Source organism: Paenibacillus sp. S-12, assembly GCF_030363895.1.
GTDB classification, from domain to species: domain Bacteria; phylum Bacillota; class Bacilli; order Paenibacillales; family Paenibacillaceae; genus Paenibacillus_B; species Paenibacillus_B alvei.
This window is the reverse complement of record NZ_JASIUF010000017.1, coordinates 74,341-90,895: the sequence shown is the minus strand read 5'-3', so window position 1 is coordinate 90,895 and position 16,555 is coordinate 74,341. Positions and strand designations below refer to the sequence as shown.

At 45.3% G+C, this 16,555-nt stretch carries 17 protein-coding genes; 7 read left to right on the top strand and 10 right to left on the bottom strand.

Annotated features, from left to right (window positions below; genetic code table 11):
* Positions 1-42: 42 nt before the first annotated feature.
* Positions 43-1,266, bottom strand: a complete 1,224-nt coding sequence (locus tag NO352_RS17115) for an MFS transporter (RefSeq protein ID WP_289356225.1) — start codon at positions 1,264-1,266, stop codon at positions 43-45.
* Between the two features lie 215 nt (positions 1,267-1,481).
* On the opposite strand from NO352_RS17115, the gene NO352_RS17110 reads away from it, so the two are divergent.
* The gene (locus NO352_RS17110; RefSeq protein ID WP_171415889.1) at positions 1,482-1,796 is read left to right on the top strand and encodes an ArsR/SmtB family transcription factor; all 315 of its coding nucleotides are present in this window, start codon (positions 1,482-1,484) and stop codon (positions 1,794-1,796) included.
* A 64-nt stretch (positions 1,797-1,860) separates the two neighbouring features.
* Here the strand turns inward: NO352_RS17110 and NO352_RS17105 are convergent, their stop codons facing one another.
* On the bottom strand, positions 1,861-2,679 hold the full coding sequence (locus NO352_RS17105) for a type II CAAX endopeptidase family protein (protein WP_289356224.1): 819 nt from the start codon (positions 2,677-2,679) through the stop codon (positions 1,861-1,863).
* 182 nt (positions 2,680-2,861) lie between these two features.
* On the opposite strand from NO352_RS17105, the gene NO352_RS17100 reads away from it, so the two are divergent.
* Positions 2,862-4,748, top strand: a complete 1,887-nt coding sequence (locus NO352_RS17100; RefSeq protein WP_289356223.1) for a helix-turn-helix transcriptional regulator — start codon at positions 2,862-2,864, stop codon at positions 4,746-4,748.
* 86 nt (positions 4,749-4,834) lie between these two features.
* On the opposite strand, the gene NO352_RS17095 is transcribed toward NO352_RS17100, so the two are convergent.
* From NO352_RS17095 to mnmL, 5 genes are all read right to left on the bottom strand, one after another.
* Entirely contained in the window at positions 4,835-5,338 is a 504-nt protein-coding gene (locus NO352_RS17095; protein ID WP_171415883.1) for a YbaK/EbsC family protein, read from the bottom strand.
* 105 nt (positions 5,339-5,443) lie between these two features.
* The gene (locus NO352_RS17090) at positions 5,444-6,412 is read right to left on the bottom strand and encodes a type I phosphomannose isomerase catalytic subunit (protein ID WP_005548718.1); all 969 of its coding nucleotides are present in this window, start codon (positions 6,410-6,412) and stop codon (positions 5,444-5,446) included.
* Positions 6,413-6,433: 21 nt separating this feature from the next.
* Positions 6,434-6,829, bottom strand: a complete 396-nt coding sequence (locus tag NO352_RS17085; protein WP_005548716.1) for a VOC family protein — start codon at positions 6,827-6,829, stop codon at positions 6,434-6,436.
* A gap of 86 nt (positions 6,830-6,915) precedes the next feature.
* A complete protein-coding gene (gene mnmM / locus NO352_RS17080; RefSeq protein ID WP_268598778.1) occupies positions 6,916-7,533 on the bottom strand; it encodes a tRNA 5-(aminomethyl)-2-thiouridylate-methyltransferase MnmM in 618 nt (205 codons plus the stop codon).
* Position 7,534: 1 nt separating this feature from the next.
* On the bottom strand, positions 7,535-8,497 hold the full coding sequence (gene mnmL, locus NO352_RS17075; protein WP_040736127.1) for a tRNA modification radical SAM protein MnmL/YtqA: 963 nt from the start codon (positions 8,495-8,497) through the stop codon (positions 7,535-7,537).
* Positions 8,498-9,577: 1,080 nt separating this feature from the next.
* Between mnmL and trmB the strand changes: the two genes are divergently transcribed.
* Positions 9,578-10,300, top strand: a complete 723-nt coding sequence (gene trmB / locus NO352_RS17070; protein ID WP_005548710.1) for a tRNA (guanosine(46)-N7)-methyltransferase TrmB — start codon at positions 9,578-9,580, stop codon at positions 10,298-10,300.
* A gap of 92 nt (positions 10,301-10,392) precedes the next feature.
* On the opposite strand, the gene NO352_RS17065 is transcribed toward trmB, so the two are convergent.
* The gene (locus NO352_RS17065) at positions 10,393-11,586 is read right to left on the bottom strand and encodes an MGDG synthase family glycosyltransferase (protein WP_051135162.1); all 1,194 of its coding nucleotides are present in this window, start codon (positions 11,584-11,586) and stop codon (positions 10,393-10,395) included.
* Positions 11,587-11,707: 121 nt separating this feature from the next.
* On the bottom strand, positions 11,708-12,235 hold the full coding sequence (locus tag NO352_RS17060; protein ID WP_005548706.1) for a phosphatase PAP2 family protein: 528 nt from the start codon (positions 12,233-12,235) through the stop codon (positions 11,708-11,710).
* Positions 12,236-13,086: 851 nt separating this feature from the next.
* Here NO352_RS17060 and NO352_RS17055 point away from each other — a divergent pair.
* The 4 genes from NO352_RS17055 to rplT all read left to right on the top strand — a co-directional run bounded on the left by NO352_RS17055 (position 13,087) and on the right by rplT (position 15,775).
* Entirely contained in the window at positions 13,087-14,325 is a 1,239-nt protein-coding gene (locus tag NO352_RS17055) for a glycosyltransferase family 2 protein (protein WP_262866648.1), read from the top strand.
* A gap of 283 nt (positions 14,326-14,608) precedes the next feature.
* The gene (infC, locus tag NO352_RS17050; protein WP_040736125.1) at positions 14,609-15,109 is read left to right on the top strand and encodes a translation initiation factor IF-3; all 501 of its coding nucleotides are present in this window, start codon (positions 14,609-14,611) and stop codon (positions 15,107-15,109) included.
* Positions 15,110-15,171: 62 nt separating this feature from the next.
* Entirely contained in the window at positions 15,172-15,372 is a 201-nt protein-coding gene (gene rpmI, locus NO352_RS17045; protein ID WP_005548700.1) for a 50S ribosomal protein L35, read from the top strand.
* Between the two features lie 43 nt (positions 15,373-15,415).
* Positions 15,416-15,775, top strand: coding sequence for a 50S ribosomal protein L20 (gene rplT, locus NO352_RS17040; protein WP_021254461.1), 360 nt, complete (start codon positions 15,416-15,418; stop codon positions 15,773-15,775).
* A 64-nt stretch (positions 15,776-15,839) separates the two neighbouring features.
* Here the strand turns inward: rplT and NO352_RS17035 are convergent, their stop codons facing one another.
* Positions 15,840-16,391 carry an acyl-CoA thioesterase gene (locus NO352_RS17035; RefSeq protein WP_268598776.1) on the bottom strand — a complete coding sequence of 184 codons (552 nt, stop codon included), beginning with the start codon at positions 16,389-16,391 and terminating at the stop codon, positions 15,840-15,842.
* Positions 16,392-16,555 lie beyond the last annotated feature (164 nt).

Below are 16,555 nucleotides of genomic sequence, written 5' to 3'. Positions count from 1 at the left end.
ATGAAATCAGATGGAAGAGGGGGGCGCGAAGCCGAATCCTTTTTATGCTGCGCCGTTAGCTTGACCGATAACGGTTCGTCGGTTGTGCAGCAAGCCTCTGAAAATAATCAGGGAGGCTGTATAGCACAGCATTGTACCTATAACAATGGAGGAAAATCCAGCAAAGTGAGTATACAGTTCACCTGCTAGTGCTGACCCAAGCATCGTGGCAAAGTACATGGTGCTGTTGGCAAGTGCTGCTACGGTACCCCGTGCATACGGCTGTTCCTTTTGAAGCGTACCCATTAAGAGCGGGAACAGCATGCCGCCGAACAAGGCGATCAGCGCATAAGCGACGCTAATAAAGATGACATCCTTTCCTGTTATTACTATTACATACATTGCAATCATGCCAAGAAGGGAGCTTGTAACTGTGCGACGAATACCGAGAGTGCGTTCCACCTTCGATACGAGGATACTGCCTGCCAAATTACCAATACCAAATCCGAGGATGAATAATCCTGTTTGCTGTACATTTAGAGAGAAATCATCTGCGAGCCAATTTCCAAGATAAGAAAATGTAGAAAAAGTACCTAACTGATATAAAAAATATCCAAGAAAAGCAGTGACGGTGCTTCTGCGTGAAAATAGTATGCGATATTGCTGTTTAAGAGAGCCCAATGAACTCCGGTTTTTCGTTGTTGGCGGTATGGAAGGAAGCTTGAGCGCCAATACGATCGTAATTAACAGCGCCGTAATCCCAATAGCGTAGAAGGGAAATCTCCAGTTGCTGGCGGCAAGTAGACTGCCAAGAGGAACACCGAGACATTGGGAAACGGCTAAGCCTGCAGTAGCGGCACCCATAACCTTTACGATTTTTTGTGGTGCTACAAGTTGTGGAATGGAAGCCCACACTTGTGGTGTGGCGATTGCTGCACAGATCCCTGCCAAGGTACGATAGGCGAACAAGAGGCTAAAACTTGTTGTTGATCCGCATAATGCTGTGAAGAGTGAAAAACCAATCATCCCTCCAAGCAGGCATAATTTGCGATCAAGGCCATCAGACAGAGGGCCGGCAATGAGAGCAAACAGGGCATAGCCGAGTGCATAGGCAGAAATGAGCCATCCCGATTGTTCGATAGAGATGTGAAGAACCTTACGCAGTGTTGGAAGCATAGGTGATACGATAAAGGTATCTGTACCGATGATGAACATGGTGACAAAAAACAATGCCATAATCGGACTGGATAGTGATGCGGTAAGCTGCTGATTCGTCGTGTTGCTCATTGTAAAAGGCCCCCTATTAATGAATCCGCGATCATGTGAGGCTCTGCTGCCGCACGTTAAAGATCGCCTATTGTTCAAAAATTGCACTAGCTTGAACGATAAAAAGATACATTCTACGTCATCATTTATTGAATAGAGAGGTGCGCACCTTTGTTCAATAGTTCGAGTGTAATCGAACTATTGAATGATGTCAATCATTTAGGTACAATAATGACATGAGAACATTATTTCATCCCGATATTGAACATATTGAACTTTCGCAAGTGTTCTATGCTCTAAGCGAGCCGATTCGCATGAATATCGTACTGCAATTGATGAATATTCCGGAGCAGACATGCGGAGGATTTGATCTATCCCTGTCCAAGTCTACAATGTCGCATCATTTCAAAGTACTGCGAGAAGCAGGCATTATTCGAACTAGAATGGAGGGAACACAACGGTTTATCTGTTTGCGTAAGGATGAACTGGAAGCACGCTTTCCTGGATTGCTGCAATTAATTTTGACCCAAGTGAATGTTGCAACGTCTTAATGTTGTAAACAAACAGATAAAGACCGCCTATCTAGGCGGTCTTTTCAGATTTTGGAAGTATCGCTTAGCGGACACTGGAATTGTTGCGGATTCGTTTCATGATCCATATGGTAAGCAGCATATAACAGCAAATAACGATGATGCTGTTATCCCCGGCTATATACAGTGCAAGGCTTGAAGTCGGCACTGTAATGCCCCGCAGCACAGCCCAAGTAACATTATGTGCCGAGTGGAACGCAGAGGACGTCCATACGCTGGATGTGCGCAGTCGAATAAAGCCGATGACAGGTCCTAGGAAGACGCAGGACATGATGATGAACAAGCATGCTAACATCGGATTTTGATCATGATGATAAATAGGAGACAGCATGATGATTGGAATATGCCATAACCCATGAATGAGTCCGCTGATAACAAGTGCTTTCCTTTCACCTAAGCTATCTACAAGCAATGGCAGTAAGTAGCCCCTCCAGCCAATTTCTTCTCCAAGCGAGCTCGTAAATAGAGCACCGACAAATTGTAAAGCAACAACGATAGGAAAGGAAGTCCAGCTGTAGCCTTCATAGGTTGGGGGAACATCGATAACCAAAACTCCTATTCCCAAGGCCAGTCCATAACTTAAAGCTACGATTGCAGAGGGGAGAATGAGACAGATGATCCACCACCATTTATGTCCGCTTTTCCCCAATCCGAGTGCGGCCCAGCCAGATCGCGAATATCCGTCCTTCGTTACCAATAGGAGCATAATTAAGACTGCTGCAGATGGGGTTAGCATATATACCAGCGAGTTGGTGTCCGGAACCATGGCAGAGCATACGGCAAGGATGAAGGTGATTGCTGTGTAACTTATAGCCTTCGTTTGGTTTTTTAGATTTGAGAACAAGCTCCATTCCTCCATTTCTTCTTTTTTTCACAGATCAATCCTATTACAATGATGAAGATACCTCCCAGTGAGAATCATCTGAAATGCAGTCATATGAATATCCTAGTTTTCTTTTTTTGCGTTCTACTTCGGTTATCAGCAGATCCAACTTAATTTCATAGAAAGAGGCGTGTATTCGTGTAATGGAACAAAGAAAATGGCATTGGATAGATACAGCTATGTTGGGCCTATATATGCTTTGGATTGTATCTGGCGTAGTCTACATGGCAATATCACCGAATTTTATCATGCATAATACGGCAGGATCGCTAATCGAATTTATGATGTGTTCTGCGCTGCCTTTATGGTTTTGGAGACCTGGAAGCATTCATCCGTCGAAATTTATTGCCTCGGAAATAATTTTGTCGGGAGGCATTAATTTATCCATGCATTTGTCGATGCCTTTTTATCTCGACAATATGGTGCTGCCTTCTCTACTGATTGGATTCATGACGACAAGAGCGAACATATGGTGGGGAGCTCCTATAGTAGGCTTATTCCCCTTCATCGGGATATGGAGCGGGAAGCTGACCTGGCTGCAGGCTTTGGATGCGTCTGTCAATCATTTTATTTTGTTCGGGATTGGTGTTGGCTTCAGCGTGTTTTTGCATTCGCAGCGAAAAATGAAGCAGCTTCTTCAAGAAAATGAAGACCAAATCAATGTCATACGCCAATATACGGAGCAGGTGGAGAGGCTTACTGTACAGGAGGAGCGCAATCGAGTGGCAGGTGAGCTTCATGATACATTAGGACATTCTCATGTATCTATTGTAATGGGGATGGAATCAGTCAAGACTCTTATGGCTGTTGATCTGGAACAGGCTAAGCTGCGGCTTGAGCTTGTTATAGAGCATGCGCGCAGCAGCTATGAGAAGGTACGGCATCACATCCATGATATTGCATCTTCAGAGGAAGAGCAGTATAGCTTAGAAGAAGTGCTGGGGCAACTACTTGATACGCTCCACAACCAAACTGATATAGAATGTAAATTTATTGCCGAGGGCAGCGCCTATTGTATTCCTTATGCTCATCGTATGGCGATAGAGCGGTGTGTACAGGAAGCGGCAACGAACGCAGTGCGACACGGCAAGGCTTCAATAATCGAAGTTAGACTTGTCTATGACACCGAGGAAGTATGTTTATTTATTCGCGATAATGGCATTGGTGATGAGAATCTAACATTCGGCTATGGTCTATCATCAATGAATGAGCGCTTGCAGGCTTACGGCGGACAACTGAAGGTACGTTCCTCCCTAGGAGGTGGCATAGAGGTCATTTGCAAGGTTCCACGCATTATGCCACTTGAAGAGGAGCGTCCAATCCGCTTGCTTATTGTAGATGATGAGCAGCTTATTCGTGAAAGCCTGTGCTTTTTATTTGAGCAAGAGGAAGATATTCATGTAGTAGGGACAGCAAGGGATGGTAAGGAAGCAATTGAATATGCGGAACATGAACATTCGGATATTGTGCTTATGGATATTCGAATGCCACGGATGGATGGACTTGCAGCCGTTCGGGTGATAAAAGAAAGATGGCCAGCTATGAAGGTGATATTGCTGACCACGATTGAGGAAACGGATTATGCAGTGCAAGCAATCGATGCAGGTGCTGAGGCATACTTGCTCAAGTCTGTGCATCCTGAGGAACTGTTGGCTAGCGTGCGGCTTGTACATCATGGGGGAACGTCCCTCTCACAATCTGTAACGCGGATGCTGTCAGATCAATTAAAGCACATCGAACATGACGAGCAGGAGGATCGAAAGCTGCAGGCGCCAGAGTCGAATACTCAGCATACCTTTCTCGTCCAAGATCCTTTTGGCTTGACCGAACGAGAGAAGCAAGTGCTTCAGTATTTGGCACAAGGAATGAAATATCGAGAAATCGCACAGACACTCTATTTAGCCGAAGGAACCATACGCAATCATATATCGAATCTATATGCCAAGATAGGTGTTAATGATCGTTTATCTGCTGTGAATGCAGCACGGAAAGTACAACTGCTATATTCTCCGCCAACCGCAGCTAAATAATTGTTAATCACCAATCACCTAAACATTAATCGTAACAAAACAAGCGCTTAGAGAATGCTCTAGCGCTTCTTTATGCGTTGCTGCAATTATTTTCGAATTCTTGCTACAATGGCCTGATTCACATGCAGCATTTCTTGAACCGAAATATGTGTTAACGAGTATGGGGAGCCTCCGCCTGTATAGACGAATTCGCGTTCAAGAACCTTGGGGTCAATGATAAATAGTGCGTTGTAGCCAAAAGAAGGGATTCCACCAGCAGGGTATCCGGCAAGCTCTAGCATTTCTTCTTCAAGTGCTAAGCGTGGTGGAGGAATGAGCAGTGCCTTGCCAACTCTGCTAGTGCTTGCACGGTCTTCACCCTTGACGATAGCTACAAGCAAGCGCCCCGCCTCGTCAATCATGCAGACATTTTTTACAAAGTCGACTTTATCGGCTTGTACCGCTTGGGCAGCATCCTCGACGGAATGGCATAGCGCTTGAAGCCGCAAATGCTTAGCAGCCATCTGATGGGTACGAATATACGCAATGAGCTTGCTATCATAGGGATCCAGCGGCTGCGATGGTTCCATAAATTTCTCGATCTTGTTCATCTATGTCCCTCCATTCTTACAGAAATAGAATTGCTATATCGAATTCTAATAAAAGGCATCCGGTTTCCCATCAGGGGACCGGATGCCAAGTCAATCATACGAGTATTAAGGAGCAACAGAACGCAACACTGTGCAGTTACCGTCAAGTGTATAGTTACCGAGGTTAGCTGGCAGCAAGAAGCATTCACCAGCTTTGAATGCGATCTCTTCGTCAGCTGTTTTTAGCGTGCCGGTTCCTTCACATACAACAAGGATGACGAAGCTCTCTTCCGTTGTAGACAATGACCATGGTTTTGCAACGATCCCTTTTTCTACACGGAAGTATGGGGACTCCGCCAATACCAACCATTCGTTCGCAACTGCGCCATTCGTAGACATGCGAGTTGCACCTGCGCCTTCGTAGGCAATAACGTTCAAGGAATCCTCAATGTGCAGTTCGCGAGGTTTACCATCCAAGCCCGGACGATTATAGTCGTACAAGCGATAGGTCGTATCGGAGTTTTGTTGGATTTCTGCAACTACAACGCCTGCGCACAGCGCGTGCACAGTACCAGCAGGGATGTAGAACGTATCTCCAGCCTGAACGGACACCTCTTGCAGAACCTCCATGATGCGTCCTTCTTCAATCGCTTTTGCCATCGCTTTGCGATCAATGCCTTCTTTTAAACCATATATAATTTTAGCGCCTGGCTTCGCGTCAAGCACATACCACATTTCAGTCTTGCCCAATTCCCCTTCTGGCAAGCCTTCATATGTGTCAGTCGGATGGACTTGAATAGAGAGATCATCGTTGCAGTCCAACAGCTTAATAAGCAATGGAAAACGGCCATTTTTTTCGGAAAAGCCTTTAGAACCGAACCATTCCTTACCGTATTGCTCACGTACTTGATCCAAGCCAAGTCCAGCTAATTCACCATTAACAACTTTCGTTGTACCGTTCGGATGATCACCAATCATCCAGCCTTCACCGATATGTCCTTCAGGCAAATCCAATCCGAATTGCGTTAGAGCACGGCCACCCCATACGCGTTCTTTGAATTCAGGTTGAAACTTTAATGGATAAGGTTTTGTCATGTTCTCTCACTCCCGAGTTGTCTAGTTTCTAGTTGATTGGAAAAACTCAAGTCTCTCGCCGTCCGGACCCTTAAAGAAAAAGTAGCGGCTGCCGTTCGGCAAGGTAACCAGTTCTTCATCAATAAGTTCAACATGAGGCAGATTCTTGATGCGTGCTAATTCTGCCTCTATATCGTCAACGGAAAAAGCGATATGATGAACTCTTCCTTCTTCCGTTACGCTTCCAGGATATCCTTCTACAAGCTCTACTTCTGTTGCATCGGTTCCATCCCATCCAAGAAAGGCGAGACGAATGAATCCATTTGTATGGAGGAGTGTGCCTTTTAGCTTCAATCCGATTACTTCTTCGTAGAATTGAATGGAAGGCTCTAATTGCTGAACCATGATCCCGACGTGCTCGATTTTACGGACTGCCATTTCCCTCATCACTCCTTCAATCTGTTAGATAGGATTTTCATTCACCTAAGCGGAGGCAGAAGTTCTAAATATATTTGGGTATGTTTTTAAACTTTATTTTTAAATTCGCTGTCAGGTTGTTTCCGTTTTTCTACCGCAATTACATAAGGGGCGTCAGGACGCTGCAGCATCCGGTAGATTACCACTTGGCCGTGACGGGCAGGCAGGGATTGCGCCCACAGCTGCACCTTATTAGCTTCATCGTCGCCGCCTGCGTGTCCGGGATACAGTACGATGCTAAGCACTCCGCCAGGACGAAGCAGGGTTAGCCCCGTTTCAAGTGCGGCGAGCGTAGATTCAGGGACTGTCATAATTTGCTTATCTGCTTCATCAGTCGGCAAGTATCCAAGATTGAACATAATTGCTGCCGTCGAACCGTGCCATTCTTCATTCAGTGCCTGATGCATCGCATCATGACTTGTATGATACAGGCTCACATGAGTACTTCCTTCTACTCCAAGCTCACGATGAAGCCGCTTACGTGTCAGCTCAAGCGCCCCTTCTTGTACGTCAAAGGCAGCTACTGCTCCGCGCGGCCCTGTAAGGCGAGCAAGAAATAAAGTATCTACGCCTGTTCCCATAGTTGCATCAATCACTCGTTCACCTGGCTGTACGCGTTCCTTCACGACCTGTTGAGCATAGCCAAGTACGGATAAAAACCCCATCTTAAGATTCCCTCCAATACTTGCCCTGCCACGTATTGCGTCGCTTCAATTCTGCATCTATGCCGTTGAGCACTTCCCATTTTTTCATGCTCCACATAGGGCCGATAATCAAGTCGCGCGGTGCGTCTCCCGTAACGCGGTGAACGATCATTTCTGGAGGGAGAATTTCGAGCGAATCGACGATGAGCTTGATGTATTCATCCATCTCCAGGAAGCGCAGCAGTCCAGCTTCATACTGCTTTACCATCGGGGTTTTGCGCATGAGATGCAGCAGATGAAGCTTAATGCCTTGTACATCCATCTTTGCAACTGCTTGTGCAGTCTCTAACATCATTTCGTGCGATTCTTGCGGTAGCCCATAGATGATGTGGGTACAAATACGAATATTATGCTTGCGCAGCTTCTCAACAGCTTCTAGGTAGCACGCAGTATCGTGTGCGCGATTGATGAGTTGGGAAGTTGACTCGTGAATCGTTTGAAGTCCCATCTCAATCCACAAATAGGTGCGTTCATTCAACTCTGCCAAGTATTCGACGACATCATCCGGCAAGCAGTCTGGCCGTGTTGCAATGGACAATCCAACAACCCCAGGCTGTTCCAGAATGACCTCGAAATAATCCCGCAATACCTCTACAGGGGCATACGTATTCGTATAAGCCTGAAAATAGCCGATATATTTAGCGTTTGGCCATTTGGTATGCTGCTTGTCTCGAATCGTATTGAATTGAGTAACTAAATCATCGCGTCGTCGTCCGGCAAAGTCTCCGGAACCTCGCGCACTACAAAATGTGCAGCCGCCAATTGCGATGCTTCCATCCCGGTTCGGACAGGTAAAACCAGCATCGAGCATGACTTTGAATACCTTTTCTCCGAAATGCTCACGCATCTCATAATTCCATGTATGAAACCGCTTGTCACCCCATAAAAGGGGAGAGGGCGGTTGTAAGTGTGTTAAGCCTTCCAATGGCTACAAGCCCTTTCAGTATATAAGTTGAGTACAAAGTCTGTATAACGACATTATACCGATAACAAATTCATTGTATTATTGTAGCAGATTTAGCCCTAAAAGCGAAGACGGAGGCAAGCTCAGTTCTTGATCTTCCAATTAGATTTGAAATGTGACTGTGGTCTTGCTTCATTATCCCCTTCGCTCAGAACGAAACCATGAGTTAGACGGTCACAATCGTAAGCAAAGAATTTAGAAGTTACTGAGTGTGCAGAAGTGAATAGTGAAAAAGCTAGTATAGCTTGGACATCTCCACTTAATTGATTCATATTATCGGTATGCTTGATAGCAATGCGAATCTTGTGAAGCATGAACCAGGCAGTTTTGAATGTCACATCAATGAACGTGCTAAGCTGCACTGTATTGATGCTGTTTGGATGGGTTAAGAGCCAAGTCGCCGTGAACCACTTACAAAGGGATGTTCAACTCCCCTCCATAACTTTGTTCGCTATAGGGGAGGTCTGGTGGTAACAGGATCGGCACTCGTATATCGATGAAGAATATAATGTCGAAATGAGGAATTAGAGAACAGTGAATACAATAGAAGACTTATGAAAATGGAATCTGAGCAAAGGGGATAATGGGGCAAAGGCGACAAAAAGTCATGGATGATAGGAGCAAAATGCTGAGGCGCAATGATGCAGTAGCTGAAAAGCGCTAAGAGCATATATGGCGGAAAGAGTAGAAACATTAAGAGCGGTGAGCGGGAGTGAAGGTTGTAAAGTAAAATACATATAATACAGTAACATTCGATAAAGCAGCATATCTCGTAGATGCGCAGATACATAGATAAGTAGATAAGAGTATACGCTGGATGTGTATCGTTGAAGATGAAACGAAAAGATATGTAGATATAATGATCTGTGTGACACATGTGTATGGGGATACGCATTATTGGATAGTAGCATATATGGAGATATAGAGATCTTGGACGGGTATATGCAATAGCGAGCAGTTATATAGCAGTTGTCTTTACTTTTTAGCGCTTGTCATGCACAATAAGGGCTTGGAGCATAATCAGTATGGAGGATAGCACACATGCGCTTACGTGGCAAAAGAGGAGCAAAAGAGCTGCTTGCGCAGCAAGCCGACCTAGTCGTGCTGGAGCCGGAGCAGTTGAAGGGAAAATGGAGTGAGGCGTTCGGCAATGATCGCCCAATTTATGTTGAACTGGGAATGGGAAAAGGACAGTTTATCAGTACGATGAGCTTGAAGTACCCAGACATCAATTTCATTGGCGTAGATATGTATGATGAATTGATTGCTCGTGGCTGTGAGAAGGCTCGCATGCTGCGAGAAGAAGCGGGAATGCAGGAGGCATCCAACCTAAGGCTTGTCCGCGCGAATGTTGAATTTTTGGAGCAGATTTTTGACGAAGGCGAAATTGAACGTGTATATTTAAACTTTAGTGATCCATGGCCGAAGAAGAAGCACGCACGCCGTCGCTTGACTCATTCGCGCCTTGTCGAGAAGTATCGTTACGCTTTAAGTGATACGGGTGAAATTCATTTCAAAACCGATTCAGAGACATTATTCGAGTTTTCTTTGAACTCCTTTGCAGAGATGGGGCTTCAAATGCGCAATATCTCTTTGAACCTGCATCGTGACGGCATTAATGAAGAACATGTTATGACGGAGTATGAGCAGAAATTTATGGGCAGAGGCATGAATATTCATCGTGTCGAAGTTCTTGTTGGTGACAAGGCGTACAAGCAGTATCGCTCATCCTTGCCGCACAATGAGCCATACTCATCTCGTTAGTATGTTATAAATGAACAAGTAAAAAGCCGCTATTTTGCATGAATAAGAGGAGATCTTCTCCTTTAATAGCATGCATGATAGCGGCCTTTTTGCTATTCTTCTCTTGTAATCGGCACATTCATCATTTGCAGAATGGCTTCGGCACATACTTTAGGATGATAACGCGATGCGTTGTGTTCATGTTCTGAGCGGCGTGCGGATACCTCATCATAATGATGTACTAGAAGGTTCATCCATTTTGTAATGGTATGAGCAGATTCAATCGGCTCTCCGTACCCTTTTTCCGTGAAATAATGACAATTTTCTTCTTCTTGGCCTGGAAGCGGCTGATAGAATAGCATCGGAATTCCTTTCGCCAGTGCTTCTGTGCATGTTATTCCCCCCGGCTTAGTTACAAGCAAATCAGAGACATCCATTAATTGGTCAACTTCCTTAGTGTACCCCATCAGATGGATATTCTCATGCTGGAAGCGCGGGTTCTCAAGCATTCGGCGTCGTAGCTTGTCATTATTTCCGACGCAAAAAATAAATTGAACATCTTTGCGCCAACGAGTCAGCAGCTCTGTCGATTGAGCAGAATCCATCATTCCCCAGCCACCGCCCATGACGAGCACAGTTGGCATATCTTTTAGTCCGAATCGGGCGCGGATGGATGACTTGCCCATGCCATCATGGGGCTCCCAAAAGTTCGGATGAACCGGAATGCCCGTCACTTGTATGGAATCGCTGCTTACGCCGTGCATCTCGAGCTTTTCCTTAACTTCAGGCGTTGATACGAAATATCGATTCACGGCTGGACTTACCCAAGCGGCATGCGCATCATAATCTGTGATGACTGTACAAAGAGGGACATTGAGCCCAAGTCGCCGCAATCGTGAAATGACTGCGCTCGGGATCGGATGTGTACAAACGATCATGTCCGGCTTGAGCTGACGCATAACGGACATTGCATGGGTATAGAATACCCGATGCAGCGCCATCGTAGTCAGTCGGTTTAAAGAACGATTGTATTGCGTTTTATACATAAAGCCTACAAGCTTCGGCTGTATGAGAACAGTCTTGCGGTAAGCTTCTATAATGAGCGGAGCGGTTTTCGGATTTAGGAAGCTTCCAAGCTCCATCACACGAGTTTGCACATGCGGAGACAGCTTGCGAAGGCTGACGGCAAGTGCATGGGCAGCTTGGGTGTGACCAGCTCCGAAACGCTCTGACAGCAGCAGTATACGCTTCTTTCCATCATTTTCGGCACCAGGTAAAAAGGAGCCTGAAGGAAGTGTAAATGTCATTGCATGATGATGCACGGTATTCACCCTTTATTCAATCTTCTTAGGTATGATTGTTCTTATAATTTCCATATACCTAACTATACTTGATATCCTTTTTTGTACAAGACCGATAGACCGATTGTCATGGCCATAAGGCTACTGCACTTACAGCTGCGCCTGTACCGATGAGGGCTCCTGCCAAACAGTCAGAAGGGTAATGTAGCCCTAAATACATGCGAGAGAGTGCAACAATACATGCAATCGGTAGCAATCCCCATGACAAAGCTGGGTTAGCTATCATGAGCGGGACAACAACAGAAAATATAGCTGTCGTATGTCCAGAAGGAAATGAATGGTCAACCAGCGGCTTGCGAAATGTACGAATATTAGGCAATGCTAAATGCGGCCGAACTCTTGGGTACCATTTTTTAATCAAGGCGACAGGCAAATGGCTTACAATAAGCGCAGCAACACATTGCCAGCCGACTGCACTCCATGGCTTAGGAGCCAATAAAGCGAGCAATAACGTAAACGCAATTGTGAATGTAGCCCCGCCTAAATGGGTCAATGTATACAATAAAATATTCATGCTCCGGTGGTGCAGCCGATGGTTAATCCAAAAAAATAATTGTCGTTCACGATTACCCAGCCACGCGATAACACGAGTCATGTCGATTCCTCCGTTATCCGGTATTTAATAATATGATCGTAACAGCGTAACATTAACAGAAGATGATGGGTCTGTGAATTTTCTCTGAAGGCTAACGCAGCATAAAGAGTACCTTTAATCATATTTTCAAATGCCGATCATTTCAACAAGTTATTCCTATTTTACTCGAAGTGGCATTGCCTGCAAAATCGCATGTCATGCGTGTAGAATGCAAATTTCTTTGATTATCTTCCTGTAGTGGCTTGTAATGAATGGTGTAGCAGGTGAGCTTAAAATACGAAGTGAATTTTACGGATTGACGAATAAGAGTACCACTGGGTTCTATTCACATGAATCTTTGGTAAAGATATTTATGAAGAATTGTGAAATGAAGGTTTTCCATAAATTCCAAACGGATAATAAACATTACCTGAAACTTTTTGCAGGTGTAATACGTCGATAATATATACAGGGGATTTGTCTTGTGTTACAAAAGCCAATTTTTTGCTTAGCTCAGTGTCTTTCGGATCCTGGTAGCGTATGCATGCACAGCAAATTTTGACGAAAAGGGGGTCAAAAGCCATAATTTCTTAGCATTTGGATGAAAATATAACATAACCGCGCGGGAAAGCACGATTCGATGCGACTTCACGCAGAATCTTCGGCGATAATGTTAATATTCACGCGTTGAAAGCCAATAAAAGGTTTTGACAAATGAAAGCAAACATTAGAAAATCGTGATCGACCGTTTTCAGCGGGGTAAACCATATATAGAGTTGATGAGCATGCGTTCATACATAAAAAGAGAGCGCCATGCTAATTGACGCGTTAATGAATTTGATTAGGGGTTATTTAAAAGGGGGACACCAAGCATGGTGGATACGTTATTTATCGTCTTGCAGGTTCTGCTGGCCGCGATTGGGGTGTACCAGTTTACCTTGTCGCTGTTCGGGATTTACCGCAAAAAAGAGAAAAAAGTATACGAACCGCAAAAATCTTTCGCTGTCCTTGTTGCAGCGCACAATGAGGAAGCTGTAATCGGGGCATTGGTTGAGAATTTGAAGGCGCTCGATTATCCAAGAGATATGTACGACGTGTTTGTCATTTGCGACAATTGCACGGATGGTACAGCTGATATCGTAAGAGAGCATGGCGTTTATGCATGTGAACGCCATAATCCACATCAACGGGGCAAGGGTCATGCCATCGAGTGGATGTTGAAAAATTTGTGGGAAATGCCGCGTCAATATGATGCAGTTGTTATGCTTGATGCGGACAACTTGGTAAGCAAAGACTTTTTGACTGAAATGAATAATGATCTGTGCTCCGGAGCACGAGTAATACAAGGATACATCGATACGAAAAATCCAGAGGATTCCTGGATTACTGCTGCATATGGCGTTACTTACTGGTATTGCAACCGTCTATGGCAGCTGTCCCGCAAGAACTTGAACATGGCTAACTTCTTAGGCGGTACAGGTATGTGCTTCGAAAGCAAGTTGCTGAAGGAAATGGGCTGGGGTGCGACAAGCTTGGTAGAGGACTTGGAGTTCACTGCCCGTTGTGTTAAAAACGGTATCAATCCAGTGCTGAACTACAACGCTCGCGTCTATGATGAAAAGCCGCTCACGTTCAAGGCATCGGCTCGTCAGCGTCTGCGCTGGATGCAAGGCCACTTTACAGTAGCGCGCCGTTATTTCTTCCCGCTGCTCTGGAAAAGTATCAAGGAGCGTAACTTGGCGAAGTTCGACATGGCGTTGTACACGATTACGGTTTATACCGTGTTGGTTACCTTCCTCATGACCGCGTTCATGTGGGTGGATGCTGCTTTCTTCAATGGACCAAACGTGGCAACGTTCTTCCAGTACCTGCCTGAGTGGGTTCCTGTAGTATCGCTTGTGCTGTCCTGTGCCGTATTCGTACTGGCCTTGGTTTTGGAAGGTGTCAAGTCGTGGCGCATTTATGCATCTCTGATTACGTTCCCAGTGTTCTTGTTGTCCTGGTGGCCAATTACGTTCTATGCGTTCTTCACACAGAACAACAAGGTATGGAGCCATACCGAGCATACACGAGTTGTACGTTTGGAAGAGATGCAAGGCAAGCAAGTGTAAGTGAATAAAAAAGATAACGACAGCGGCTTGACTTGGTTAAGCCGTTGTGATATATTAATCAAGTGTTTGAAATGCATATTGCAATTTGAAAGAAGAAGCCCACGCTTCTCACCTGACCGACGTTTTGTTGGCTGGTTATGACTCGCACTGCTTAGGCAGTGTCACTAGATTAGAATGTCTATGTGAGGGATGTGGGCTCGATGAGCTTGCATCCCTTTTTTACACTATAACCAGTAAGCAGGGAATTCGATTATGGAGGTGGCACACCATTAGCAAGGATCATTTGATTAACGAGGACATTCGTGCAAGAGAGGTTCGCTTAGTTGGACCAGCTGGGGAGCAGATTGGCATTAAGCCTTTCCGCGAAGCGCTGCAGATGGCATACGATGCTAACTTGGACTTGGTTAACGTAGCTCCACAGGCTAAACCGCCTGTATGTCGCATTATGGACTACGGAAAGTTCCGTTATGAGCAACAGAAGAAAGAAAAGGAAGCACGCAAAAACCAAAAGATTGTTGATGTGAAGGAAGTATGGTTCCGTGCCAACATCGAGGAGCATGATTTCAATACGAAGCTTCGCAACGTACTGAAGTTCTTGCGTGACGGAGATAAGGTAAAATGCTCTGTTCGCTTCCGTGGACGTGAAATCACACATGCTGATATCGGTAAGAAAGTATTGGAACGCGTTCTGAACGAAGCTACTGAGCTTTGCATCGTAGAGCGTGCACCGAAGCTTGAAGGTCGCAGCATGATTATGATTTTGGCACCGAAGGCGAACAGCTAATTCGGCCCGCCGCGCAGGAGAAGGCGGCGGATAAGATTACCGAACTTGAGGAGGAAACGATAATGCCTAAAATGAAAACGCACAGCAGCTTGAAAGGCCGCTTCAAAATTACGGGTACAGGTAAAGTACGCCGCTATAAAGCGTACCGCAATCACTTGCTTTCCCACAAATCGAACCGCACGAAGCGCGTTCTTGCTACTAGCCCAGTAATGGCAGCAGGCGACGTTCGTCGTATGAAGCAGCAATTGGCTAACTTGAAATAAGAATTATACGGAAACATCGAATCGATTGGGAGGTTAATACGAAATGGCTCGAGTAAAAGGCGGATTTACGACACGTCGTCGTCATAAAAAAGTATTAAAATTGGCAAAAGGGTACTTCGGTTCCAAACACAGATTGTTTAAAACAGCTAACGAGCAAGTGATGAAATCCTTGCTGTACGCTTACCGCGATCGTCGCGTTAAGAAGCGTGACTTCCGCAAATTGTGGATCGCTCGTATCAACGCAGCGGCTCGCATGAACGGCTTGTCCTACAGCAAATTCATGCACGGCTTGAAATTGGCTGGTGTAGAAGTTAACCGCAAAATGTTGGCTGACTTGGCAGTGAACGATATCAACGCGTTCAACTCCTTGGCTACAGTTGCAAAAGAAAAAGTTAACGCGTAAGATTGCGTTGATATAAGAAAAGCAGCGATTTCGAAATGGATTCGAAACGCTGCTTTTTTTTATATTATTCCCAGTACTTGCTGGTCGTCAGCTTATCGGCTAACTGTTTGCTCGCTACACGTCTTATTTTGCGCAGTTCCGCTCGTTCTGTGGCCGATTCATGAAGAAGCTTCTCTTCTTCTGTATCGGGGATTACAGGGGGTACAAGCGCTGCTGAGCCGTCCTCATGACGTGCTACGAAAGTTAGGAAGGAGGTAGCGGCTACAACGCGCTCGCCAGTATATAGCTGTTCTGCGATAACCTTGACGAATACCTCAATGCTGGTCTTGCCCGTCCAAGTGACAAAGGATTCTAAGCACACGGAATCTGTGGGACGAATAGGTCGCAGAAAATCTACGGAATCCGTGGATGCAGTTACGACATTGTGACGGCAGTGCCGCATCGCAGAGATAGAAGCTGTCTCATCAATAAGACTCATCAGTTTGCCGCCGAACAGCGTCTGATGATTGTTGACATCGTTAGGAAATACACGACCGGTCTTGAAGACACGGGATTCCTTGCAGTGCTTGGGTGCAGGAAGAGAAGTTATTGGTTTATGTTCTGACATAGCCTTCATTACGCCCTTTCTGAGAAGTCATACGTATATTATAAAGGGTTCACTCTTGTTCATGCGGAAGAAAAAAATGACATTCGCTAAATTTGTAAGAAGAAATGAATAAGTTAAAACTTCAGCACTTCGCACATGATGAAGAGACTGAAGCAAAAAAGAAAGGACTGACA

Excerpts from the sequence above, each read along its gene's own strand:
- NO352_RS17115 (WP_289356225.1), bottom strand. The coding sequence starts at position 1,266 with ATGAGCAACACGACGAATCAGCAGCTTACCGCATCACTATCCAGTCCG.
- NO352_RS17110 (WP_171415889.1), top strand. The coding sequence starts at position 1,482 with ATGAGAACATTATTTCATCCCGATATTGAACATATTGAACTTTCGCAA.
- NO352_RS17100 (WP_289356223.1), top strand. The coding sequence starts at position 2,862 with ATGGAACAAAGAAAATGGCATTGGATAGATACAGCTATGTTGGGCCTA.
- NO352_RS17095 (WP_171415883.1), bottom strand. The coding sequence starts at position 5,338 with ATGAACAAGATCGAGAAATTTATGGAACCATCGCAGCCGCTGGATCCC.
- NO352_RS17090 (WP_005548718.1), bottom strand. The coding sequence starts at position 6,412 with ATGACAAAACCTTATCCATTAAAGTTTCAACCTGAATTCAAAGAACGC.
- NO352_RS17085 (WP_005548716.1), bottom strand. The coding sequence starts at position 6,829 with ATGGCAGTCCGTAAAATCGAGCACGTCGGGATCATGGTTCAGCAATTA.
- mnmM (WP_268598778.1), bottom strand. The coding sequence starts at position 7,533 with ATGGGGTTTTTATCCGTACTTGGCTATGCTCAACAGGTCGTGAAGGAA.
- trmB (WP_005548710.1), top strand. The coding sequence starts at position 9,578 with ATGCGCTTACGTGGCAAAAGAGGAGCAAAAGAGCTGCTTGCGCAGCAA.
- NO352_RS17065 (WP_051135162.1), bottom strand. The coding sequence starts at position 11,586 with ATGACATTTACACTTCCTTCAGGCTCCTTTTTACCTGGTGCCGAAAAT.
- NO352_RS17060 (WP_005548706.1), bottom strand. The coding sequence starts at position 12,235 with ATGACTCGTGTTATCGCGTGGCTGGGTAATCGTGAACGACAATTATTT.
- NO352_RS17055 (WP_262866648.1), top strand. The coding sequence starts at position 13,087 with ATGGTGGATACGTTATTTATCGTCTTGCAGGTTCTGCTGGCCGCGATT.
- rpmI (WP_005548700.1), top strand. The coding sequence starts at position 15,172 with ATGCCTAAAATGAAAACGCACAGCAGCTTGAAAGGCCGCTTCAAAATT.
- rplT (WP_021254461.1), top strand. The coding sequence starts at position 15,416 with ATGGCTCGAGTAAAAGGCGGATTTACGACACGTCGTCGTCATAAAAAA.
- NO352_RS17035 (WP_268598776.1), bottom strand. The coding sequence starts at position 16,391 with ATGAAGGCTATGTCAGAACATAAACCAATAACTTCTCTTCCTGCACCC.